The following is a 20602-nucleotide window of genomic DNA, read 5'->3' as shown; positions in this document are numbered from 1 at the left end:
AGACATCGGGGAAGGAGACCTTGTTCCAAGGGTCGGTCGAACGCGGGTGGAACGGGCGGGCGGCACGGCGGCGCCCCCGCCCAACGAGGAAGGCCGCCCCGGAATTCCGGGACGGCCTCCCCCATGGCGCGGCGGCCCCGCGTGCGGGGTCCGCCCGTCGGCCCTACTTGAGGGTGACGGTGGCGCCGGCGCCCTCCAGGGCCTCCTTGGCCTTGTCGGCGTTCTCCTTGCTGACGCCCTCCATCAGCGGCTTGGGGGCGTTGTCGACCAGGTCCTTGGCCTCCTTCAGACCCAGGCTCGTGAGGCCGCGGACCTCCTTGATGACCTGGATCTTCTTGTCGCCGGCCGACTCGAGGATGACGTCGAACTCGCTCTGCTCCTCCACGTCGGCGGCGGCACCGTCGGCGGTGGGAGCGGCGGCCACGACGGCGGCCGGGGCGGCGGCCTCGACGTCGAACTTCTCCTCGAACAGCTTCACGAACTCGGAGAGCTCGAGGAGGGTCATCTCCTCGAAGGCGCTGAGGAGCTCTTCGTTGCTGAGCTTCGCCATGGTTGCGATCTCTCTTTCTTCCCGAACACGGGCGCCCCTCGGCGCCGTGCCATGGTCTTCTTAGGCCTCGTCCGACTTCTTCTCGTGCAGCGCCTGTGCCAGGCGGGCGAGCTTGGTCGGAAGAGCCTGGAACGTGGCGGCGGCCTGGCCCTGCTTGGACTTGAGGACGCCGGCCAGCTTCGCGAGGAGAACCTCGCGGGACTCAAGGTCGGCCAGCTTGGTGATCTCTTCGGGGCCCATCGTCTTGCCGTCGATGTAGCCGCCCTTGATCACCAGAGGCGGGTTGTCCTTCGCGAAGTCACGCAGGCCCTTGGCCGCCTCGACCACGTCACCGCGGACGAAGGCGATGGCCGACGGCCCCTCGAAGAGCTCGAGGGCCTCCTCGTCAAGCTCGGCCTCCTTGGCCGCGATCTTGCCGAGGGTGTTCTTCACGACGCGGAACCGCGCGTTCTGGCCGAGGCTGCGCCGCAGATTCTGCATCTGGGCGACGCTGAGCCCCCGGTATTCGGCAAGCACGGCGCCCTGCGAGCTCTTGAACTCCTCGCTGAGCTCGGCGACCGCGGCTGCCTTATCCGGCCTCGCCATGGGACTCCTTCCAACAGTGAACGCCGGGGATTCCAGGGACCTGGGCGAGGCGGGCGGGCGCGGCATGAAAAAAGCCCCGGCGCAGGGCACGGGGCACGACCGAGGACGGGCGAACGCGACGATACGATCGCGCACACGTCTCGGAAGAGCTCTCATCACACCTGCGCAGGCCGCCCGACCTCGTCGGGACCTTGGGCCGCCCTCAGGGCGGCGACCGGCGGTCTTCGGCACTCACCATCCTAGGGCATCCCGTAGGCGGTGGAGCACGTGAGCGGGCGGGTGTGCGCGGAGGCACACCGCGGGGGCCGCCGGGCGGCGCCCCCCGCCTCCCCCTTCAGGACGCGAAGAAGGCCCCGGACCGCGGATGCGGTCCGGGGCCCAGGGCGTTCGCGCCCTCACGGCTCAGCCCGTACGGGTCAGGCGGCGGCGCCGACCCGGGTCACCGACGGGTCGACCGGGATGCCGGGGCCCATCGTGGTGGTGAGGTTGGCCTTCTTGATGTAGCGGCCCTTGGCCGCGGACGGCTTCAGGCGCAGGACCTCCTCCAGCGCGGCCGCGTAGTTCTCCAGCAGCTGCTGGTCGTCGAACGAGGCCTTGCCGATGATGAAGTGGAGGTTGCCGTGGCGGTCGACCCGGAACTCGATCTTGCCGCCCTTGATGTCGGCGACGGCCTTGGCCACGTCCGGGGTGACCGTGCCGGTCTTGGGGTTGGGCATCAGGCCGCGGGGGCCCAGAACCCGGCCCAGGCGGCCGACCTTGCCCATCAGGTCCGGGGTGGCCACCACGGCGTCGAAGTCCAGGAAGCCCTTCTGGATCTCCTCCACCAGGTCGTCGTCGCCGACGAAGTCGGCGCCCGCGGCACGCGCGGCCTCGGCCTTGTCGCCGGTGGCGAAGACCAGGACCCGAGCGGTCTTGCCGGTGCCGTGCGGAAGGTTGACGGTGCCGCGGACCATCTGGTCGGCCTTGCGCGGGTCGACGCCCAGGCGCAGGGCCACCTCGACGGTGGGGTCGAACTTCACGGAGACGGTCTGCTTGGCGAGCTTCACGGCGTCGGCCGGCGTGTAGAGCCGGTCGCGGTCCACCAGGGAGCTGGCCTTGCGGTGGTTCTTGCTGCGCTTCATGCGGTTCTCCTGACGAGAGGTGTGGTGTGCGGGCCGCGCAGGGCCCTGCCACGGGTCGAGGCCGGGACTACTTGACGACGAAGCCCATGGAGCGGGCGGTGCCGGCGACGATCTGGGTCGCGGCCTCGACGTCGTCGGTGTTCAGGTCCGGCAGCTTGGTCTGGGCGATCTCCCGGACCTGGTCGGCGGTGATGGTGCCGGCCGTGCTGCGGCCCGGGTCGGCCGAGCCCTTGTCGACCCCGGCCGCCTTGAGGATCAGCTTCGGCGCCGGCGGCGTCTTGGTGACGAACGTGAAGGAGCGGTCCTCGTAGATGGTGATCTCTACGGGGATGACGTTCCCGCGCTGGGCTTCCGTGGCAGCGTTGTACTGCTTGCAGAAGTCCATGATGTTGACGCCGTGCGGGCCCAGCGCGGTACCGACGGGCGGGGCCGGGGTGGCCTGGCCCGCGGGGAGCTGAACCTTGACGAGCGCCGCGATCTTCTTCTTCGGAGGCATTTCGGGTCCTTTGCCTGATCTGCGTTGCTTCGCGGCCCCTCGGGCGCGCCGGAGGGCGTGCACGGGGCACGCATGTCGCGCGGAGCGGGGCCGACAGGGGCCCTGCGCTCGGCAGGGCGCGGTGGGGCCGCCCGGAAGGCGGACCCACCAAGTCTACGTGCTCGTGCGGGCGGCCGTGTCCGGCCGCCCGCGGTCCGAGCGGGGTGCTCAGATCTTGGAGACCTGGTTGAAGCCCAGCTCCACCGGGGTCTCGCGGCCGAAGATGGAGACCAGGACCTTGAGCTTCTGGGTGTCGGGGTTGATCTCGCTGACGGTCGCCGGGAGCGTGGCGAACGGGCCCTCCATGACGGTGACCGACTCGCCCACCTCGTAGGCGACGTCGCCGCGCGGCTCGGGGCGCTCGCCGGGCTTGGCCTGCTCCGGCTCCTCCTCCGCCTCAGGCGCCAGCAGGTCGGCGACCTCCTGGATGCTCAGCGGCGCGGGCCGGTTGGACAGGCCCACGAATCCGGTGACGCCCGGGGTGTTGCGGATGGCCGACCACGACTCGTCGGTCAGCTCCATGCGCACCAGCACGTAGCTGGGCAGCACCTTCTCGGTGACCTGCTGCCGCTTGCCGCCCTTGACCTCGGTGACCTCCTGGGTGGGCACCTCGACCTGGAAGATGTAGTCCTCCATGTTGAGCGACTGGGTGCGGCTCTCGACATTGGCCTTCACGCGGTTCTCGTAGCCCGCGTAGGTGTGCACGACGTACCAGTCGCCGGGAAGCAGCCGGAGCTCGATCTTGAACTCCTCGACCGGGTCGAGCCGGGGGGCCTCGTCGGCCTCGGCCTCATCGCTCCCGGACTCGGCCTCGGGGCCGCCGGAGCCCTCGGCACCGCCGTCCTCGGCGGCCGCCTCCTGCTCGGGCTGCTCCTCCTCGGCGCGCTGGCCGGCCTCTTCCTCTGACGCCTGATCCAGATCCTCTTCCGGGAGGTCGCCAGAGGTCAGTGGGGACTCGGACACGGCTGCTCTTTCTCTCGTCGGTTACGCCCGCCGAGCACCGCGCGTACGCCGCGCCGGTGCCGGTTCCTGCCAGCTTACGGCGTCGCAGGGCGCACCGTGACCAGGCGCGGCCCGGGGCGGGAGCGCTTCTAGAAGACGGCCTGCTCGCCGCCGTTGCCCCCGAAGGTTCCATAGAGCCAGGTGATGGCCTCGCCGAAGCCGAAATCGAGGAGTGAGACGTAGCCGACCATGATGACCACGAAGACGATCACGACGATCGTGTACGTGATGAGTTCGCGGCGGGTGGGCCAGCGGACCTTGCGCAGCTCACCGACGACCTGCTTGGTGAAGGTCACCGGACCCGCACGACGCTGGGGCTCCTTGCCGGGCTTAGCGTCGGCGTTGGTCTGAGTCACCTGAGGTCCTTAGGGTCGGGTCCGATGCGCACCTCATACACATCTGTCCTTGCAGGGCAGGAGGGACTCGAACCCCCAACCGCCGGTTTTGGAGACCGGTGCTCTACCAATTGAGCCACTGCCCTTCGCGGCGACCGCGCGGTTCCCACCATAGCCGGTTCCGCGCCCGGATGCGCACTCGGAGCCGGTGCCCCGCAGGAGCGCCCCCGGGACCGCCGGGTCGCCTGAGTCTATTGCCTATCGGCTCCGCGGGCCAACCCGCGGGCCCCGGCGCCGGTCACCGCGTGAAAGCATGGGCCCATGAGTGACCGACCTCGTATCTCGCAACGTATCGGCGGCATCTCCGAGTCGGCGACGCTCGCCGTGGACGCCAAGGCCAAGGCCATGAAGGCCGAGGGCCGCCCGGTGATCGGCTTCGGCGCCGGGGAGCCGGACTTCCCGACCCCCGACTACATCGTGGAGGCGGCGGCCGAGGCCGCCCGCAACCCGCGCTTCCACCGCTACACCCCCGCCGGCGGGCTGCCGGAGCTGAAGGAGGCGCTGGCCGCCAAGACGCTGCGCGACTCCGGCTACGAGGTGGACCCGGCCCAGGTGCTCGTCACCAACGGCGGCAAGCAGGCCATCTACGAGGCCTTCGCCACCCTGCTGGACCCGGGCGACGAGGTCATCGTCATCGCCCCGTACTGGACCACCTACCCCGAGTCGATCAAGCTCGCGGGCGGGGTGCCGCGCTACGTGGTGACCGACGAGTCCACCGGCTACCTGGCCACCGTCGAGCAGCTGGAGCAGGCCCGGACCGAGCGCACCAAGGTGCTGCTGTTCGTGTCGCCGTCCAACCCGACGGGCGCGGTGTACACCCCCGAGCAGGTGCGCGAGATCGGCCGCTGGGCGGCCGGGAAGGGCCTGTGGGTGCTCACCGACGAGATCTACGAGCACCTGGTCTACGGCGACGCGCGGTTCTCCTCCATCCCCGTGGAGGTCCCCGAGCTGGCCGACCGCACGGTGGTCGTCAACGGCGTCGCCAAGACCTACGCCATGACCGGATGGCGCGTGGGGTGGGTCGTCGGCCCCAAGGACGTCGTCAAGGCCGCGTCCAACCTGCAGTCGCACGCGACCTCCAACGTGGCCAACGTCTCCCAGGCGGCGGCGCTCGCGGCGGTCTCCGGCGACCTGTCCGCGGTGGCCGAGATGCGCGAGGCCTTCGACCGGCGGCGGCGCACCATCGTGCGGATGCTCAACGACATCCCCGGTGTCGTCTGCCCCGAGCCGCAGGGCGCCTTCTACGCCTACCCCTCGGTGAAGGGCCTGCTGGGCAAGGAGATCCGCGGCAAGCGGCCGCAGGACTCCTCCGAGCTGGCGCAGCTCATCCTGGAGCAGGCCGAGGTCGCGGTCGTCCCCGGCGAGGCCTTCGGGACCCCCGGGTACCTGCGGCTGTCCTACGCGCTGGGCGACGCCGACCTGGCCGAAGGCGTCGGCCGGATGCAGAAGCTGCTGGGCGAGGCCTCCTGAGGCCCGTCCGGGCCGAGGACCGCGCGCCGCACGCCCCGGCCGGGGCGTGCGGCGCGTCTCATTTCGCATACGACGCCCGGCGCGACCGGCGCCCATACGGCACCATTGGTCCATGGAACGCCCCATCGCGCTGCTGCCCAAGGCCCACCTGCACCTCCACTTCACCGGTTCGATGCGGCACACCACGCTGGTGGAGCTCGCCGAGAGGCGCGGGGTGCACCTGCCCCACGCCCTGGCCGAGGAATGGCCGCCGGAGCTGAGCGCCGCCGACGAGCGCGGCTGGTTCCGGTTCCAGAGGCTGTACGACATCGCCCGCTCGGTGCTGCGCGAGCCCGAGGACATGTACCGGCTGCTGCGGGAGGCCGCCGAGGACGAGGCGGCCGCCGGGTCGCGGTGGCTGGAGATCCAGGTCGACCCGAGCGGGTACGCCTCCCGGTTCGACGGGCTCACCGCCACCCTGGAGCTGGTCCTGGATGCGGCCCGCACCGCGGAGCGGGCGACCGGCGTGCACATCGGGCTGATGGTGGCGGCCAACCGCACCAGGCACCCCATGGACGCCAAGGCGCTGGCCCGGCTGGCCAGGCAGTACGCGGACAAGGGCGTGGTGTCGTTCGGCCTCAACAACGACGAGCGCCGGGGGCGTGCGCTGGAGTTCGAGGGCGCGTTCCGCATCGCCAAGCGCGCGGGGCTGCTGTCCGCGCCGCACGGGGGCGAGCTGCAGGGGCCGCGCAGCGTGCGCGAGTGCCTGGACGAGCTCGGCGCCGACCGGGTGGGGCACGGGGTGCGCGCGGTCGACGACCCCTACCTGGTGGAGCGCATCGCCACGCAGGGGGTGACGCTGGAGGTGTGCCCGTCCTCCAACGCGAGCCTGGGCGTGGTCGCCGAGGTGGGGCACGTGCCGCTGCGGCGGCTGTTCGACGGGGGCGTCCCGATCGCGCTCGGCGCCGACGACCCGCTGCTGTTCGGGCCCCGGCTGGCGGAGCAGTACGAGATCGCGCGGTCGGTCTTCGGGTTCGGCGACGCGGAGCTGGCCGAGCTGGCGCGGATGTCGGTCCGGGGGTCGGGGGCGCCGGAGTGGCTGAAGAAGGAGATGCTTTCGGGGGTGGACGAGTGGGAGTCCCGCTCCCCCGAGGAGCTCCAGGGCGCCGGGGGACCGGCTCAGACCCCGGACACCATCAGCACGCCCTGAAGGGTCATCACCGCCCCGGCGGCGAAGAACAGGACCGCGGCGGCGATCTGCACGGCGCGCTCGGGGAGCCTCTTGCCGAGGAGCGCGCCGAGGNNCCATCCCGACGGTGGAGCCGATCCAGACCGGCAGCCAGTGGTACCGGGTGCCGACGGTGATGGTGGCCAGCATGGTCTTGTCGCCGAGTTCGGCGATGAAGAAGACGGCGGCCACGGTGAGGAAGGCCGAGCGGATGCGCCGGGAGGCGGCCCGCCGCTCGTCGGCCTCGGTCATCTCGTCCCCGCGCAGGGTCCACAGGCCGAAGCCGAGGAAGGCGGCCCCGGCGGCGAGGGTGACCCAGTCGGTGGGCAGGGCCAGGCCCAGGACCTCGGCGAGCAGCACGCTGAGGCCGTGGACGGCGACGGTGGCGGCGGTGATCCCCGCCAGCACGGTCCACCAGCGGTAGCGGGTGGCCAGGGAGAGGGCCACCAGCTGGGTCTTGTCGCCCATCTCGGCGAGGAAGACGACGAGGGTGCCCGCCGCGAGCGCGGGGAGGAATTCCATCCGGTCCGCCTTTCAGCCCGGCGGGCCGGTGGTGCGGGGACGCCCCTTCCGGCCCGGTGAGATGCCATTACCGGGCCGAAGGTCTCGTCCGCCCGCCTGTGCAGCGGGCTCCCGCGGCCGGGCCGCGCACGGGGCGGGCCAGTGTGTCGACCGCGGGAATTGGGGACTACTCCCCTTCGGCTGCCCCGACTCTAGGACAGGCAAAATTCCGAACACAATTCATGGATCCCCCTGAAGGGAAAAGGGAAATTCCCCGAAGATAGGAGTTGGGAGGCCCTAACTCCCTTTTAAGGAAAGCCGCCCCGCCCGCTCCCTCCGGGAAGGTGCGGACGGGGCGATGAGGGAACGCCGTCGGCCCCAGGGGGTGTTGCGTGGGTCATGGCCGTAGACGGCACTGGCGGTGTCATGTGCATCGCAAGGACGCTGGGAGAGTCGGTCAGCAGGCTGTCGACCGATGAGAACGCGGCGAGGGGCGTGCCCGGGCGCCGCGCAGTAGGCCGTGACCCACGCAACACCCCCTAGAGCTGCACGCCGACCATCACCGGCTCGTTGACCAGCACCACCCCGAAGCGGTCGGCGACCCCCGCGCGGACCTCGCGGGCCAGCGCGAGCAGGTCCCGGGTGGTGGCGCCGCCCGGGTTGGTCAGGGCCAGGGTGTGCTTGCCCGAGATGCGCGCCGGGCCCGCGCCGTACCCCTTGGTGAAGCCCGCCCTGTCGATGAGCCAGGCGGCGGAGGTCTTGACGCGCCCGCCGCTCTCCGGGAACGCCGGGGGCTCCACGTCCGGGCCCAGGTGCTCGGCCGCGCGCTTGCGCAGGTCCTCGAACTCGGCCTCGGTGAGGACGGGGTTGGTGAAGAAGGATCCGGCGCTGCGGGTGTCGGGGTCGTCGGGGTCGACGACCATGCCCTTGCCGCGGCGCAGCTCCAGCACGGTGGCGCGGGCGTCGGCGGCGGGCACGCGCTCGCCCCGGCCGACGCCGAGGCGGCGGGCCAGCTCGGCGTAGGCGACCGGGGCGCTCAGGCCCGATCTCTCCAGCTCGAAGACGACCTCGCACACCACGTACCGGTCGGAGCCCTTGAAGACGCTGTCCCGGTAGGCGAACCCGCACTCGGCCGGGGCCATGGCGCGCCGCTCGCCGCGCTCGCGGTCGTAGACGACGACCTCGGCGACGGTCTCGGAGACGGACTGCCCGTAGGCGCCGACGTTCTGGATGGGGGTGGCGCCCACCCGCCCGGGGATGCCGGACAGGCACTCCACCCCGCTGTAGCCCTCGGCCACGCACCGCTCCACGAAGCGGTCCCACTCCAGGCCCGCGTCGGCCCGCAGCCGCACCGTGCCCTCGGCCCCCCCGGCCTCGGTCCGCACCCCGCCGGTGTCGACCCGCACCACGGTGCCGTCGAAGCCGTCGTCGGAGACGACGAGGTTGCTGCCGCCGCCGAGCACGAGGAGGCGCTCCCCGGCGGCGTCGGCCTCGGCGACGGCGGCGATGAGCTCCTCGGTGGCGGCGGCGGAGACGAACCGGGCGGCCGGTCCGCCCAGGCGCAGGGTGGTGTGGTCGGCCAGCAGGACACCGGCGGCGGGTGCAGCGGACACGGGAACCTCTCTCAGGGACACCGGGCGTCAGGGGCCGGGCGTCAGGCGAGTCGGACGACGACGGTGGGGCGGGCCAGCACCCGGGTCCCGCCGGAGCGGACGGTGAGGGCGACGACGACCTGGTTGCCGTCGCGCTTCTCCTTCACGGTGCCCGAGACGGTGATCTCGGTGCCCTCGTCGTCGTCGGGGACGACGACCGGGTTGGAGAAGCGGGTGCCGTACTCCACGATCGCGCCCGGGTCGCCGACCCAGTCGGTGACCAGGCGCGCGGCCTCGGCCATGGTGAACATGCCGTGCGCGATGACGCCGGGCAGCCCGACCGCCTTGGCGGTGCGGTCGTTCCAGTGGATGGGGTTGAAGTCGCCGGAGGCCCCGGCGTAGCGCACCAGGTCGACGCGGCGCACGGGGAAGGTGCGCTCGCCGAGCTCGGTGCCGGCCTCCACCTCGTCGTAGCGGATCGCGGCGGTCACGCGGCCCCCTCCTTCGCCTTCGCTGCGTCCTGGGGGCCGGGTCCGCCGTCCTGCGCGGCGCCGCGCACCACCAGCATGTTGACGGCGGTCACCACATGGGCGCCGTCCGGGTCGGTGATCTCGCTCTCCAGGGTGACCAGCTCGTTCCCGGCGACGCTGCGGATGTCGGTGATGCGGGTCACCGCGTCGAGCAGGTCCCCGGCGCGCACCGGGCGGGTGTAGCGGAAGCGCTGCTCGCCGTGGACCACCATGGAGAAGTCCAGCCCCAGCTCGGGGTCGGTGACGGCGCGCCCGGCACCGGCCATGCCCAGCACGATGGGGAACGTGGGCGGCGCCACCACGTCGGGGTGGCCCTCGTCCCGTGCGGTGGCCGGGTCGCTGTAGAGCGGGTTGGCATCGCCGACGGCCTCGGCGAACTCGCGGATCTTCCCGCGGGTGACCTCGTAGGGCTCGGGCGCGGGGTAGGCGCGGCCGAGGAAGGCGCGGTTGATCGCCATGGGCTCCTTGGCTCCTTCTCTCACACGAATAGCCCAGTGAGCCGGGGCTCACTGGGCCATGTGCGCTGCTCTTCCGCGGTTAACGGGTCTCGCGGTGCTCGTTGTGCCGCCGGCAGTTGGGGCAGAACTTCTTCAGCGAGAGACGGTCGGGGTTGTTCCGACGGTTCTTCCGCGTGATGTAGTTGCGGTGCTTGCACTCCTGGCAGGCCAGGGTGATCTTCGGCCTCACGTCAGTGGCAGCCACGTCGGAGTGCCTTTCTGCTGGTGACGGTGAACACTGAAAAAGACCCGCGCTGACCCCTGGCCATGTGCAGGGGTCGTGCGGGTAGTAGCGGAGGCCGGACTTGAACCGACGACACAGCGATTATGAGCCGCTTGCTCTACCGACTGAGCTACTCCGCCGCGACGGCCCGGGAAACGGACCCCACAGTGTGAGGATACCCGTCTCTCGACCCGACCGGGAGGGATCGGCGATCCCGGCCGGTCGTCCACCCGAGTGGGGAAGGAACCTCATCGAGGTGGTAGAGCCCCTTTACGGAATCGAACCGTAGACCTTCTCCTTACCATGGAGACGCTCTGCCGACTGAGCTAAAGGGGCACGCTCCTGCGGCTTCCCCCCTTCCGGGGTTCCGCCCTTGCGTTGGTCATGACTATACAGGCCCGTGGGGGTGCTCTGCCAAATCGGGAGGCGCGACCCTGACGTTGGACATGGCGTCGCGCTCGATGGCGCGCAGGTCGGCGGGGAGGCCGAGCCTCCTGAGCGCGTCGGGGAGGCGGGTGTCGTGCGTGAAGACGACGACCTGCCGGTGCGCCCCCACCTCGGCCAGCACGCCCGCCAGGCCCTCCACCGTCTCGGTGTCCATGGCCTGCACGGGGTCGTCCAGCAGCAGGAACCCGAACGGGTTCCCCGCGGCGAGGGTGCGCGGCAGGCAGATGGACAGCGCGAGCGCCTGGAACTCGCCCTGGCTGAGCAGCCCGGGGGCGTTGCCCTCCCCCTCGGCCCCGTCGACCGCCACGTCCACGGCCACGCGCCTGCGGGCGCCCCGCCCGACCAGGCGCAGCGACTCCAGGTCGATGTGGCGCTCCTGGCGCAGCCGCTGCCACACGTGCTCGGTCTGCGCGGCGAGGGGGCGCAGCCGCTCGTCGCGGATCTCCTTGGCGGCGGCGGAGAACCAGTCGAGGGCCTCGTGGGCGGAGACCAGCAGCCCGTCCGCCTTCACCGCGGCGCGGGCGTCCTCCACCCAGGCGGAGAGCATCTCCGCGCAGGCGCCCCAGTCGCCGACCGGGTCGTCCAGGCGCCGCCCGGCGTCCTTGCGGGCGGCCAGGGCGGCCGAGCGCAGGCGGCGCCCGGTGGTCTCGATGTGCTCGGCCAGCTCCACCAGGTCGGTGATCCCGGCGCCCTCCTCCCACTCGGTCCATACGCGCCCCAGATCGGTGTCGGCGGGCAGCCAGGAGGGCTTGGGGGCCATCAGGAAGCGGGCCTGGTCCCGGGCGGCCTCGGCGCGACCGTAGGCCGCGGAGGCGCTCTCGGCGACGGGGCGCAGCCGGTCGACCTCCGCGCGGGCGCGGCGCGCCCAGTCCTCGCCGAGGGCGCCGTCGGCGCCGCAGGTGGGGCAGGAGTCGTCGGCGGGGTGGCGCTCGTGGTGCTCCAGGGCGCGGGTGAGCAGGTCGGCGACGCCGCGGGCGCGGTCCCCCTTGGTCCCGGCGGCCATGGCCAGCTCCATGGCGGCGCCGCGCAGCTCGTTGACGACGTCGGTGATGAGGGAGCGCTCGGGGACCGACAGGCGGCGCAGGCGGCGCAGCACCCGCTCGGCCTCGGGGTCGCCGGGGCCGTCGTCGGCGGCCAGGGTGGCGAGCCGGTCCAGGTCGGGGGCGCCGGGGCCCTGTTCGGAGAGGATCTCGACGGCCCGGGCGGCACGCGGGTCGGCGGACTCGCGCAGCCGCGACAGCAGGTGCTCCAGGTCGCGGCGGGGGCGGTCGCGCAGCCGCGACAGCTTGGAGCAGGCCTTGGCCAGCGCGCGCTCGGCGTCGGCCAGGCCGGTGAGGCCGAGCACGGCGGTGAGGGTGTCGTAGAGCTCGGCGGCGCGGCCGTTCACCGCCCGGCCCAGCTCGTCGTAGGAGAGGAAGGGGCGGTAGCGGTCGAGGTCGGGGCCCCAGCCCAGGGAGCGGAGGGGGCCGGTGGTGCCGTCGGGGAACTCGACGCGGCCGCGGGCGGAGCGGACGCTGTCACCGTCCCACATCCGGGTGGCGCGCAGGGCGCCGTCGGCGCCGGGGGCGGCGAGTTCGACGGCGACCTCGGTGCGCTCGGGGTGGTGGAGGTTGCGCCACCCGTCCCGCCAGGCGGTGGGCATGGCGTCCCAGCGCAGGTTGCGCCCGGTGAGGGCGGCCTCGACGGCCTCGGCGATGCTGGACTTGCCGGAGCCGTTGCGGCCGACGACGACGGTGAGCCCGGGGCCGGGGGCCAGCTCCAGGGCGGCGGGGCTGCCGATGCCGCGGAAGCCCTGGACCTCGATGCGGGAGAGGAAGACCGGGCGCGGGGCGCCCGTCGGCGTCCGGCGCGGCTCGGGGGCGCCGTGCAGGATGTCGGAGGGCTCGGGGGCGGGCCCGCCCCGGGCGAGGGCGTCGAGGGCCTCGTCGCCGCCGAAGGCGGCCAGCACCCAGCCGCGGGCCCCGGCGTCGAGCGGGGAGCGGGCGAGCAGTGCCAGCACCGCCGCCGCGGTCGCGGCCCCGTCCGGCGGCGGGGGCTCCTCGGCGAACGTCTCACCGCCGGTGGTCAGCGTCGTCACCACACCCGCCTCCGTCGTCGGTTCCGGTACGAAGGGACAGTATGCGCGTTCGAGGCGTATCGGGTCAGCCCGGGTCCGGCCTGAAAGCCCGTTCCCGCAGCGGACCGAGGCCATCGGACATGAATTCTCCGCGAGAGAACGCCCTCTGGGGCCGAAACACCGAATCCAGCGGACCGAGAGGGGCCCGGACGGGGGCGGAGGGCGCGTGAACGGGGCGGCGGAGAAGGCAAGACGGCGCCAAGGCGATCCGGGGACCCGCCACTGGTCGGCTACCCGGCGCGTGGATGGTCACCGTGACGGATGATGACGGCCGGAGCCAGGCGGTCCCCTGATCTCGCCTGCCGTCCGGTGGGCAGCTCACGGTCGGGGCGGACGGCGGGACAGCAGGTAGCCCACTCGCCGGCCACGGCCGGTCTTCCGGCGCGCGGCCGTGAGCGGGGTTCCCGTCGCGTCACGGTGACCGGCAGCACTCTTTGTCACCGTCGATGCCGCCGGTAGGAGTCTCCGCCTCGGTCGTCCCGCTCCCGCGCCAACCCCGGCCGCCGTAGGGCCTCGGCGGGAGATCGGCCCGGGTGGGGTACCGCACCGCCCAACACCGCTTCGGGCACCGTCCCGCCCGGGCTGGGCCTCCGCCCCTCGGCCGATGTGCGGCATCACACACCGACCATGCGTCTCCTCGTTCCGTCCCAGCTGAAGTGCAGGGTGGCGATGCCGGGCTCCGACGGGTCCCGCAGGCACTCGTAGATGTGCAGGCTCGGCACGCTCTCGAAGCAGCCCCACACCCGCTCCGACGTGAGCACGAAGTCCAGGTCCAGCTCCACCAGCAGCCCCAGCAGGCGCCCGTGCGTCGGCTCGTCGACCTTGGCGAAGGCGTCGTCGAGCAGGATCAGCCTGGGCGCGTTCGGCGCGCTCCTGGCCAGGGAGTCGAACTGGGCCGCGGCGGCGGCGAACAGCACCAGGTAGGCCACCACCCGCTGCTCGCCCTGGCTGAGCCCGGTCCGGTGGCTGAGCCTGCGCTCCCGGTCGGGGCGGGCGGCGTCGGTCACCCGCACCTCGAACGAGAACCAGGACCGGTAGTCCAGCGCCTGGCGGAGCTGCGCTCCCCCCGTCGCCGTCGGGTCCAGGCGGCGGATGGACTCGATGCAGCGGCGCAGCGCGTCCCGCAGCCGGGTGGTCTCCACCCGGCTGCGCAGGTGGGCGGGCCTGGCCAGCAGCGGCACCACCGCGCGCACGTCCTCGTCGGCGTCGGGGGCCAGGTCCCAGCCGATGCGCACCCCGATCCCCTGGGACGTGGTGACGCCCTCCAGCACCCCGTTCATCGCCGCCACCAGCTCGCGGGCCTCGTCGATCCTGCGGGCCAGGTGCTCGGCCAGCTCGCCGAGCAGGTGGCGCTCGTAGGCCTCCTCCTCGCGCAGCAGCGCCGCCTCCTCGGCCTCGGCGCGCACCTCCTCCAGCCGGGCCGCGTACCCGCTGACCCCGCGGGCCCCGGAGTCGTCGTGCACGGTGATCCGCTTGACCCCGTGCACCTCGGCGACCTCGGTGCGGGCGGCGGCGTGCCGTCCCAGCGCCTCGTGCAGCTCCTCGCGGCGGCGCAGCAGCCCGCTGTCGTCCACCCCTTCGGAGGCACCGCCCTCCAGGCCCTTCTCCAGCGCCTCGACCAGCCCCTCCAGCGCCGCGAGGCGCTCGGCCTCGCCGTCCGGCGCCCCGGCCTCCGGCCCGGTCCCCGCGGCGGCCAGGGCGGGGGCGGCCTCCTCCAGGCCGGCGGCGGCGAGCAGGTCGGTGTCGGGCTCCCCGTCGGCGCCGCACAGCGCGGCGCGCAACCGGTCCCCGGCCGACAGCGCCCGGTCGGCCTGCTCGGCGCGCTCGGCCACCGCGGCGGCCAGCCGGGTCTCGGCGGCGATGCGCTCGTCCCGGGCGCGCTGCGCGGCGCGCTCCAGGTCGGGCACGCGGGCGGCGGCCTCCTCCATCCGGCCGCGCACCTCACCGACGGCGGAGCCCAGCTGCCCGGGGTCGGCGGTGCGGGCCCGGTCGGTCAGCTCGATGTCGCGGCGCACGGTGATCATGTCGCCGATGGCGGCGGTGCGGGCGTCCTCGGCCACCACCCGGTCGGCGCGCGCCTGGCGCCAGTCCTCCACGGCGGCGCGGTGGTCCTCCAGCAGCGCGGCCAGGTCGCGCAGGGTGCGCAGGGCGGCGGCGGTGCGCACCCGCAGCCCCTCCACCGCGGCGCCGGTGGCGGCGGCCTCCCCGGCCCCGGCGGGCAGGCCGGAGGCGGCCGCCTCCTCCTGCACCTCGGTGCGCAGTCCGAGCGCGGTGCCGCGGGCGGCGTCGGCGGCCTCCTGGGCGCGCTCGCGCTCCTCGGCGGCGGTGTCCAGCCAGGCGCGGGCCTCGTCCAGGGCGGCGCGGGCGCGGGTGGGCCCCTCGCCGCCGGGGAGGGCGCGCGCGGCGGCGACCAGGCGCTCCTGGGCGCGCTCGGCCTCCGCCCGGCGCTCGCCCGCCTCGGCGAGGAGCGCCTCGGCGATGTCGATGCGCCGGTCGACGTTGGCCAGGCGGCGGTCGCGGGCGGCGGCGCGCGCCCCGGCGCCGATGCGCTCGGGGGCGACCGGGAGCTGCCCGGCGGCGCCGGAGGCCACGCCCAGGCGCCAGCGGCCGTCGACGGCCACGGCGCAGGCGGCCGGGGGCCGCTCGCCGTCGCGGCGGCGCCGGTGGCGGGGCGCGGAGTCGGCGGCGGGGCCTTCGGCGGGCAGCAGGGCGACCGAGGACAGCAGCGCCTCGACCCGGTCGCGCGGCACACCGTGCTCATCGGCGGCGCTGTCGGCGACCCGCAGCACGTCGAGCAGGCTGGCGCCGTCGGTCGGACGGCCGGGGGCGAGCACGGCCCCGTCCAGGGCGCCGTCGCCGGACCCCTGGGCGCTGCCGTCGGGGGCCAGCCGGGCGTCGAGCAGTCCGGAGGCGGCGAGGGCGGCCTCCAGGCCGACCTTCTCGGCGTCGCTGAGCCCGTCGGCGAAGTCGACCAGCAGGTACAGGGGTGTTCCGTCGGGGCCGCCGCCCGCGGTGCCGCGCTTGCGGTCGGAGAGCTCGTCCAGCTCGGTGACGAGTTCGCGCTCCTCGCCCAGGGAGGTGTCGCGGCGCACGCGCAGCTCCTTGAGCAGGTCGTCGACGAGGGCGTGGGCGGCCCGCTCGACGCGGGCGCACAGGCCGGCGTCGACCGCCTCTCCCCCGCCGGGGGGCAGGTGGACCAGCTCTTCCAGGGCGGTGGCGGCCTCGGCGGCCTCGGGGAACGCTTCGGCCACCCCTTGGGCCCACTCCCGGACCCGTTCGGCGTAGTGCGCTCCCGCGTCCCTCAGGGCGCGGGCGGCGCCCTCCTCGCGGGCGCGGGCGCGCTCCAGGGCCGCGTCGGCGGCCTCGGCCTCGCCCTCCAGGGCCTCGGCGCGGCGCTCGGCGGCGTCGAGGCGTCCGGCGGCCGCCGTCAGGGAGGCGACGGCGGCGGCCCGCTCGGCGGCCTCGGCCTCGGCGCGGGAGAGGCGGTCGTGCAGGTCGGCGAGGCCGGTGCGGAGCGCCTCCAGGTCGATGCCGGGGACCGGGTCGCGCTCGACGGAGCGCTCCAGTCCCTCGAAGTCGACGTGGGTGGTGGACTCGCGGGGGGCGAGCACGGTGTGCACGGGCCGGGGCACGCGGCCGAGCTGGGCGGGGTCCATCCCGGCGGCGCGGGACGCCTCGGCGGCCTCGGTGTGCAGCTCCTCCAGCCCGTCCAGGGTGCGCTCGACGGCGGCGGTGCCGGTGCCGAGGGCGGCGACGGCGCGCTCCTCGCGGGTGAGGGCGTACCCGGCAGCGGTCCAGGCGGACTCGGCGGCCCGGATGTAGGCGGCGACGGCGGCGTCCCGGGCCTGCAGCTCGCCTTCGGCGGGGGCGGGCTCGGCCCGCCCGGCCGCGGTGAGGGTGGCGGCGTCGGAGGCGGCGGTGTCGCGGGTGCGGCGGCTGCGGTCGCGCTCCTCCTGGGCGGCGGCCTCTTCGGTGACCAGCCGGTCCAGGTCCTCTTCGAGGCGGGCGGCCTCGGCGTCGCGGCGGCCGAAGCCGTCCAGCAGGCCGCGCACGCGGGCGGTGCGGCGGCCCAGGACACCGTGCAGGTAGCCGCGGTAGCCGCCGAGGAAGGCGCGGACGTTCTCGGCGGCGGAGGTCAGCGCGGTGCGGCGGGCGCGGGCCTCCTCCAGGTCGGCGACGTTGCGGGCGACCTGGTCGAGGACGGCCTCGTCCATCGGGGGGAGGGCCTCGGAGAGCACCGAGACCAGCTCCCCGGCCTCCAGCCGCTCGCCGATGGTGGGGCGGCGCAGCCGGTAGAGCAGGTGGACCAGGTTGCGGTAGCGGACCGGGTCGTCCAGGCCGAACAGGTCGCGCATGACGCGGCCGCGGTAGGCCGGGGCGGAGTCGTAGCAGGCGTCGCCGCCGAGTTCGGAGCGGAGCCGCTCCACGGGGACGGGGCGGCCGCCGCGGACGAGTTCCAGGTCGTCGCCGACGGAGCGGCCGGTGACGAAGAAGAGGGTGCGGGGTTCCTCTCCGGGGACGGCGGTGACCGCGGCGCCCAGGGTGAGGCGGCCGGGGGCGTCGGCGTCCGAGGTTCCGGAGGCGGCACCGGAGGCGGCAGCGGCGCTTTCCCGGACGAACTCGATCCACAGGTAGCCGACGCGGGCGGCGGGGGACGCGGTGTCCCCGGCCGCCGCCGTGCCCTCGGCGGCCTCGTCCGCATCCGGGCCGGGGCCGTCCGTGCCGGGGCCGTCCGTGTCCGCCGGGGACTCCGGCCCTTCGGCGCCGTCTGCGCCCTCAGCGGTGTCCGGGGCCGGGTCCGGGTCCGCGTCGTCGTCCAGGACGGGGGCCGAGCGCCCGTCCTGCATCAGCCAGCGCAGGCTGGTGCGCCCGGTGCCGGTGGTGTCGAGCCGCCGGGCGTCGCCGTCCAGCAGGAACGGCAGCAGCATCTCCAGGGCCTTGGACTTGCCCGCGCCGTTGCGGCCGCGCAGCAGCAGCCGCCCGTCGGCGAAGGAGAAGACCTGGTCGTCGTAGTGCCACACGTTGTGGATCCCGGCCCGGTGGAGCCGGTGGCGGGGGCGCGGGGCGGGGCCGACGACCGGCAGCGGCGCGGTCACCTGGTCGTCGGTGGACACCTCCGCGCCGGCGGGGCCGGCCGGGTCCGGGGCCGTGCCGGTGTCGCTCATCTACCGCCCTCCGCTTCCGTCGGTGCCGCTGGATCCGCCCGTGCCCGCCGCGGCCGGAACCGGGCGATCCGGCCCATTGTCCCGGATTCGANGGCCGTACCGGGCGGCCGCCGCCAGCAGCTCCCAGCGGCCCTGCCCGCCGGGGTCCGGCGCCCGCAGCAGCCCGGCCCCGCACAGCCGCCGGAGCACCCGTTCCCTCAGGTCGCCGCGGCCCGGACCGGCGGGCAGGGCCGCGTCCAGCTCCTCGGCCAGCACGCCGTCGGGCACCTCGGCGCCGCGGGCCGGGGTGGCCGGGGGCCGCACCCGCCCGGCCAGGCCGCGCACCAGCAGCAGGGCGGCGCGCCCCTCGGGGCCGGTGCCGGGCAGCAGGGCCTCCTCGTCGCCGTCGGGCATGACCAGCGCCACCCCTTCGGCGCGCACCTCGGTCTCGCACCCGAGCAGCGCGCCGAGCTCGGCGGCGGCGCGCCACTGGTGGCGGGCGAGGCGGCCGCGCTGGCGCTCGGGCAGGTCCTCCCGGTAGACGACGGCCTGCTCGGCGAGGAGGCGGCGGAGGGCGACCTCGCCCTCGGCGTCGGTGTCCGGGTCGGGGTCGTGGGCCGAGCGCAGGAACTCCGCGGGACCGGACGCCGAGTGCGGCGGGTGGGCGAGCGCCCGGCGGGCCGCCTCGGCGTCGGCGTCCAGCCCGGCGCCGGGGGCGGTCCCGGCCGCGTAGTCGTCCAGGGTGCCCTCGCCGCGCTCGGCGACCACCCCCCAGGAGGCCAGGTGGCGCAGGGCGGCGGCGAAGGCGCGGCGCTCGGCGGCGCGGGCCCGGGGGTCGTGGGCCAGGCCCGCCTCGGCGGCGGCCGCGCGCACCCGGTCGGCCAGCTCGCCGGTGTCGGTGGGCGCGCCGCACTCGGGCAGGGCGGCCAGGGTGAGCGCCAGGTAGGCGTAGGCGCGGGGGGTGAGCGGGGCGCCGCTGGCCCGGCGCGGCGGCGGGGCGTCCTCGGGCGGCCCGGCCTTGACCAGCCGGGCGTGGGCGGCCTCCACGACCAGCTCGTACCCCAGGACCCGGCGGAAGCGCTGCACCAGCCAGTCGGAGTGGGCGCGGACGAGCGCGAGCTCACGGGGGTGGGTGCGCCAGGACAGGACCGGGGTGCGCAGCAGCCGCCGGGCGGCGGCCTGCCGCTCCCCGGTGAGCGCGATGTCGTCGATCATTCCGGGGGCTCCTGCTGCGGGCCGTCGTCTGCGGAGGAAGAGGAGGGAGCGGAGGGATCGCCGGGGGCGGCCGGGGCGCGGGTCACCCGGTAGTCGGTGACCTGGAGCCACAGCCCTTCGAGGAGGAGTTCGCCCTCGGGCGAGACCAGGGCCAGCACGGCGTCCGGGGCGGGTCCGGCGTGCAGCCGGATCTCCAGTTCGAGGTCCCCGGCGCTGACGGGGGCGCGCTCGGGATGCCCCGACCCGAGGGCCGCGGTGAGCAGCTCCATGAGCACCCCCATGGCGGCGGGGGTGAGGTCGATGCGGGCGTCGCCGCCGGTGCGCTCGGCGAGGGCGCGGTGGACCTGGGCCGCGGCGGCGCGGCGCCAGTGGGCGCGCGATTCGGCGTCGTCGCGCAGGGCGGCGCGCTGGGCGGAGTGGTCGGCGGCGGGCTCGGTGGGCAGCGGGCCCGCGGGGCGCGGCGGCGCGGCGTGGGCGCGCGGGGAGTTCCACCAGCTCTCGGTGGCGGGGGCGGTGTCGTCCCCGGAGCCGCCGAGGTGCCGGGCGGGCCAGGCCGCGAAGGCGGCGGCGTAGAGCGCGTCGGCGCGCGCGGCGTCGGCGGAGTCGAACCACCGGGCGAGCCGCAGAAGGGCGGCGCGCCCGTGCCGGCCGGTCGCCTGCCCGCTCCCGGCCGCCTCGTCCACTGCTGAGTCACCCATCACTTCAGCAGACTAAAGACCCCCGGCGACCGCCGTGCCCCGATTGCCCGTCCCGGCTCCGGACAGGCGGCCGAAATCACGCCGGTGAGCTGGGTGTTCTGCGCGGCGTGGGAAATATGCCGAACCCGTGGACGGGGCACCGCGCGGCGCCGCCGCGGGTGGCGCCGGCCGTCAGTCCCCCGGACGCATCAGCCGTCCGCCGTCCGCCTCCTCCATGGCCTTGCGCCGGTCGTCCGGGAGTTCACCGGAGGCGCCCACCTCGTAGCCGGTGAAGTACATCCGTCCCCCGACCGGCTCGGGGTCGGTCAGCTCGACCGGGACGCGGTAGGGGTCGTCCTGGCATTCCGGCAGGCACCAGGTTCCGGTGAGGTCGCCCTCGCCGCTCGCCCTGTCGGTGCCCCACTCGGTCCACTCCAGGTCGTTGAAGGCGGTGAACTCCGAAGCGGTCAGGCCCTCCGGCTCCTGGTCGGCGTAGCCGTCCTCGTCGCCGTGGGTGTTGTAGACGTAGACCTCCTCGGCCGCGCCGGCGCTCGGGGCGCCGCCGGGCCCCGGCGAGGAGGGCGCGGCCCCCGTCGGGGACGGGGTCGGGGACGCGTCTCCGCCCGGCCCGGAGCCGGACGGCCGGACGGCTCCCCCGCCCGCGGTGCAGCCCGCCGCCGCGGCGAGGACGGCCGCGGCGGCGGCGATGGTGCGCGTCGGCTTCATGGGGTCCTCCCTCGGACGCCGAACATCGTCACTCACTGTGATCATACGTGCGGTTTCGGGGGAGGTGCC

Annotated in this window: 17 protein-coding genes, 3 tRNA genes and 1 pseudogene; 2 read left to right on the top strand and 19 right to left on the bottom strand. The window is 74.8% G+C overall.

The window, feature by feature from the left end; translation table 11 throughout:
• Positions 1-163: 163 nt before the first annotated feature.
• The 7 genes from rplL to D476_RS0106920 all read right to left on the bottom strand — a co-directional run bounded on the left by rplL (position 164) and on the right by D476_RS0106920 (position 4274).
• The gene (rplL, locus tag D476_RS0106950) at positions 164-550 is read right to left on the bottom strand and encodes a 50S ribosomal protein L7/L12 (RefSeq protein WP_017623232.1); all 387 of its coding nucleotides are present in this window, start codon (positions 548-550) and stop codon (positions 164-166) included.
• Between the two features lie 60 nt (positions 551-610).
• Positions 611-1135: a 50S ribosomal protein L10 gene (gene rplJ / locus D476_RS0106945; protein WP_017623231.1), complete on the bottom strand. Its 525-nt coding sequence runs from the start codon at positions 1133-1135 to the stop codon at positions 611-613.
• 416 nt (positions 1136-1551) lie between these two features.
• Positions 1552-2256, bottom strand: coding sequence for a 50S ribosomal protein L1 (gene rplA / locus D476_RS0106940; RefSeq protein ID WP_017623230.1), 705 nt, complete (start codon positions 2254-2256; stop codon positions 1552-1554).
• A gap of 67 nt (positions 2257-2323) precedes the next feature.
• Entirely contained in the window at positions 2324-2752 is a 429-nt protein-coding gene (gene rplK, locus D476_RS0106935; RefSeq protein ID WP_017623229.1) for a 50S ribosomal protein L11, read from the bottom strand.
• A gap of 207 nt (positions 2753-2959) precedes the next feature.
• On the bottom strand, positions 2960-3754 hold the full coding sequence (gene nusG, locus D476_RS0106930; protein ID WP_017623228.1) for a transcription termination/antitermination protein NusG: 795 nt from the start codon (positions 3752-3754) through the stop codon (positions 2960-2962).
• Between the two features lie 128 nt (positions 3755-3882).
• Positions 3883-4149, bottom strand: coding sequence for a preprotein translocase subunit SecE (gene secE / locus D476_RS0106925; protein WP_026123311.1), 267 nt, complete (start codon positions 4147-4149; stop codon positions 3883-3885).
• Between the two features lie 52 nt (positions 4150-4201).
• Positions 4202-4274 (bottom strand) — tRNA-Trp (locus D476_RS0106920).
• Positions 4275-4449: 175 nt separating this feature from the next.
• Between D476_RS0106920 and D476_RS0106915 the strand changes: the two genes are divergently transcribed.
• Positions 4450-5658, top strand: a complete 1209-nt coding sequence (locus tag D476_RS0106915) for a pyridoxal phosphate-dependent aminotransferase (RefSeq protein ID WP_026123310.1) — start codon at positions 4450-4452, stop codon at positions 5656-5658.
• Positions 5659-5770: 112 nt separating this feature from the next.
• Positions 5771-6847, top strand: coding sequence for an adenosine deaminase (locus D476_RS0106910; protein WP_017623225.1), 1077 nt, complete (start codon positions 5771-5773; stop codon positions 6845-6847).
• Here D476_RS0106910 and D476_RS36095 read toward each other — a convergent pair.
• From D476_RS36095 to D476_RS0106840, 12 genes and pseudogenes are all read right to left on the bottom strand, one after another.
• Positions 6817-7387: pseudogene (locus D476_RS36095) on the bottom strand (TMEM165/GDT1 family protein). The gene D476_RS0106910 and the pseudogene D476_RS36095 sit on opposite strands and share 31 nt — an antisense overlap.
• Before the next feature lie 518 nt (positions 7388-7905).
• Entirely contained in the window at positions 7906-8979 is a 1074-nt protein-coding gene (locus tag D476_RS0106895) for a UDP-N-acetylmuramate dehydrogenase (RefSeq protein WP_017623223.1), read from the bottom strand.
• A gap of 41 nt (positions 8980-9020) precedes the next feature.
• Entirely contained in the window at positions 9021-9449 is a 429-nt protein-coding gene (locus tag D476_RS0106890; RefSeq protein ID WP_017623222.1) for a MaoC family dehydratase, read from the bottom strand.
• Positions 9446-9946 (bottom strand): MaoC family dehydratase N-terminal domain-containing protein, encoded by a 501-nt coding sequence (locus D476_RS0106885; protein WP_017623221.1) that lies wholly within the window; start codon positions 9944-9946, stop codon positions 9446-9448. Before D476_RS0106885 ends, D476_RS0106890 begins: the two co-directional genes overlap by 4 nt.
• A gap of 79 nt (positions 9947-10025) precedes the next feature.
• Positions 10026-10190: a 50S ribosomal protein L33 gene (gene rpmG / locus D476_RS0106880; protein ID WP_026123309.1), complete on the bottom strand. Its 165-nt coding sequence runs from the start codon at positions 10188-10190 to the stop codon at positions 10026-10028.
• Between the two features lie 85 nt (positions 10191-10275).
• Positions 10276-10348 (bottom strand) — tRNA-Met (locus tag D476_RS0106875).
• 123 nt (positions 10349-10471) lie between these two features.
• Positions 10472-10544 (bottom strand) — tRNA-Thr (locus tag D476_RS0106865).
• Between the two features lie 52 nt (positions 10545-10596).
• A complete protein-coding gene (locus tag D476_RS0106860; RefSeq protein ID WP_017623219.1) occupies positions 10597-12735 on the bottom strand; it encodes an ATP-binding protein in 2139 nt (712 codons plus the stop codon).
• Positions 12736-13385: 650 nt separating this feature from the next.
• A complete protein-coding gene (locus D476_RS0106855) occupies positions 13386-17936 on the bottom strand; it encodes a TIGR02680 family protein (protein ID WP_017623218.1) in 4551 nt (1516 codons plus the stop codon).
• A complete protein-coding gene (locus D476_RS0106850) occupies positions 17937-19130 on the bottom strand; it encodes a DUF2398 family protein (protein ID WP_017623217.1) in 1194 nt (397 codons plus the stop codon).
• Entirely contained in the window at positions 19127-19813 is a 687-nt protein-coding gene (locus D476_RS0106845; RefSeq protein WP_017623216.1) for a DUF2397 family protein, read from the bottom strand. The genes D476_RS0106850 and D476_RS0106845 overlap by 4 nt, the downstream gene beginning before the upstream one ends.
• 186 nt (positions 19814-19999) lie before the next feature.
• Entirely contained in the window at positions 20000-20533 is a 534-nt protein-coding gene (locus D476_RS0106840; RefSeq protein WP_017623215.1) for a hypothetical protein, read from the bottom strand.
• Between the last annotated feature and the right edge of the window lie 69 nt (positions 20534-20602).

Origin of the sequence: Nocardiopsis chromatogenes YIM 90109 (assembly GCF_000341185.1) — a bacterium.
GTDB classification, from domain to species: Bacteria; Actinomycetota; Actinomycetes; order Streptosporangiales; family Streptosporangiaceae; genus Nocardiopsis_A; species Nocardiopsis_A chromatogenes.
This window is presented reverse-complemented; position numbering and strand designations above follow the sequence as displayed.

Bases quoted from the DNA above. Each gene is read 5' to 3' on its own strand.
- rplJ (WP_017623231.1), bottom strand. From the start codon at position 1,135: ATGGCGAGGCCGGATAAGGCAGCCGCGGTCGCCGAGCTCAGCGAGGAG.
- rplL (WP_017623232.1), bottom strand. From the start codon at position 550: ATGGCGAAGCTCAGCAACGAAGAGCTCCTCAGCGCCTTCGAGGAGATG.
- rplK (WP_017623229.1), bottom strand. From the start codon at position 2,752: ATGCCTCCGAAGAAGAAGATCGCGGCGCTCGTCAAGGTTCAGCTCCCC.
- D476_RS0106915 (WP_026123310.1), top strand. From the start codon at position 4,450: ATGAGTGACCGACCTCGTATCTCGCAACGTATCGGCGGCATCTCCGAG.
- rplA (WP_017623230.1), bottom strand. From the start codon at position 2,256: ATGAAGCGCAGCAAGAACCACCGCAAGGCCAGCTCCCTGGTGGACCGC.
- D476_RS0106855 (WP_017623218.1), bottom strand. From the start codon at position 17,936: ATGAGCGACACCGGCACGGCCCCGGACCCGGCCGGCCCCGCCGGCGCG.
- D476_RS0106840 (WP_017623215.1), bottom strand. From the start codon at position 20,533: ATGAAGCCGACGCGCACCATCGCCGCCGCCGCGGCCGTCCTCGCCGCG.
- D476_RS0106910 (WP_017623225.1), top strand. From the start codon at position 5,771: ATGGAACGCCCCATCGCGCTGCTGCCCAAGGCCCACCTGCACCTCCAC.
- D476_RS0106885 (WP_017623221.1), bottom strand. From the start codon at position 9,946: ATGGCGATCAACCGCGCCTTCCTCGGCCGCGCCTACCCCGCGCCCGAG.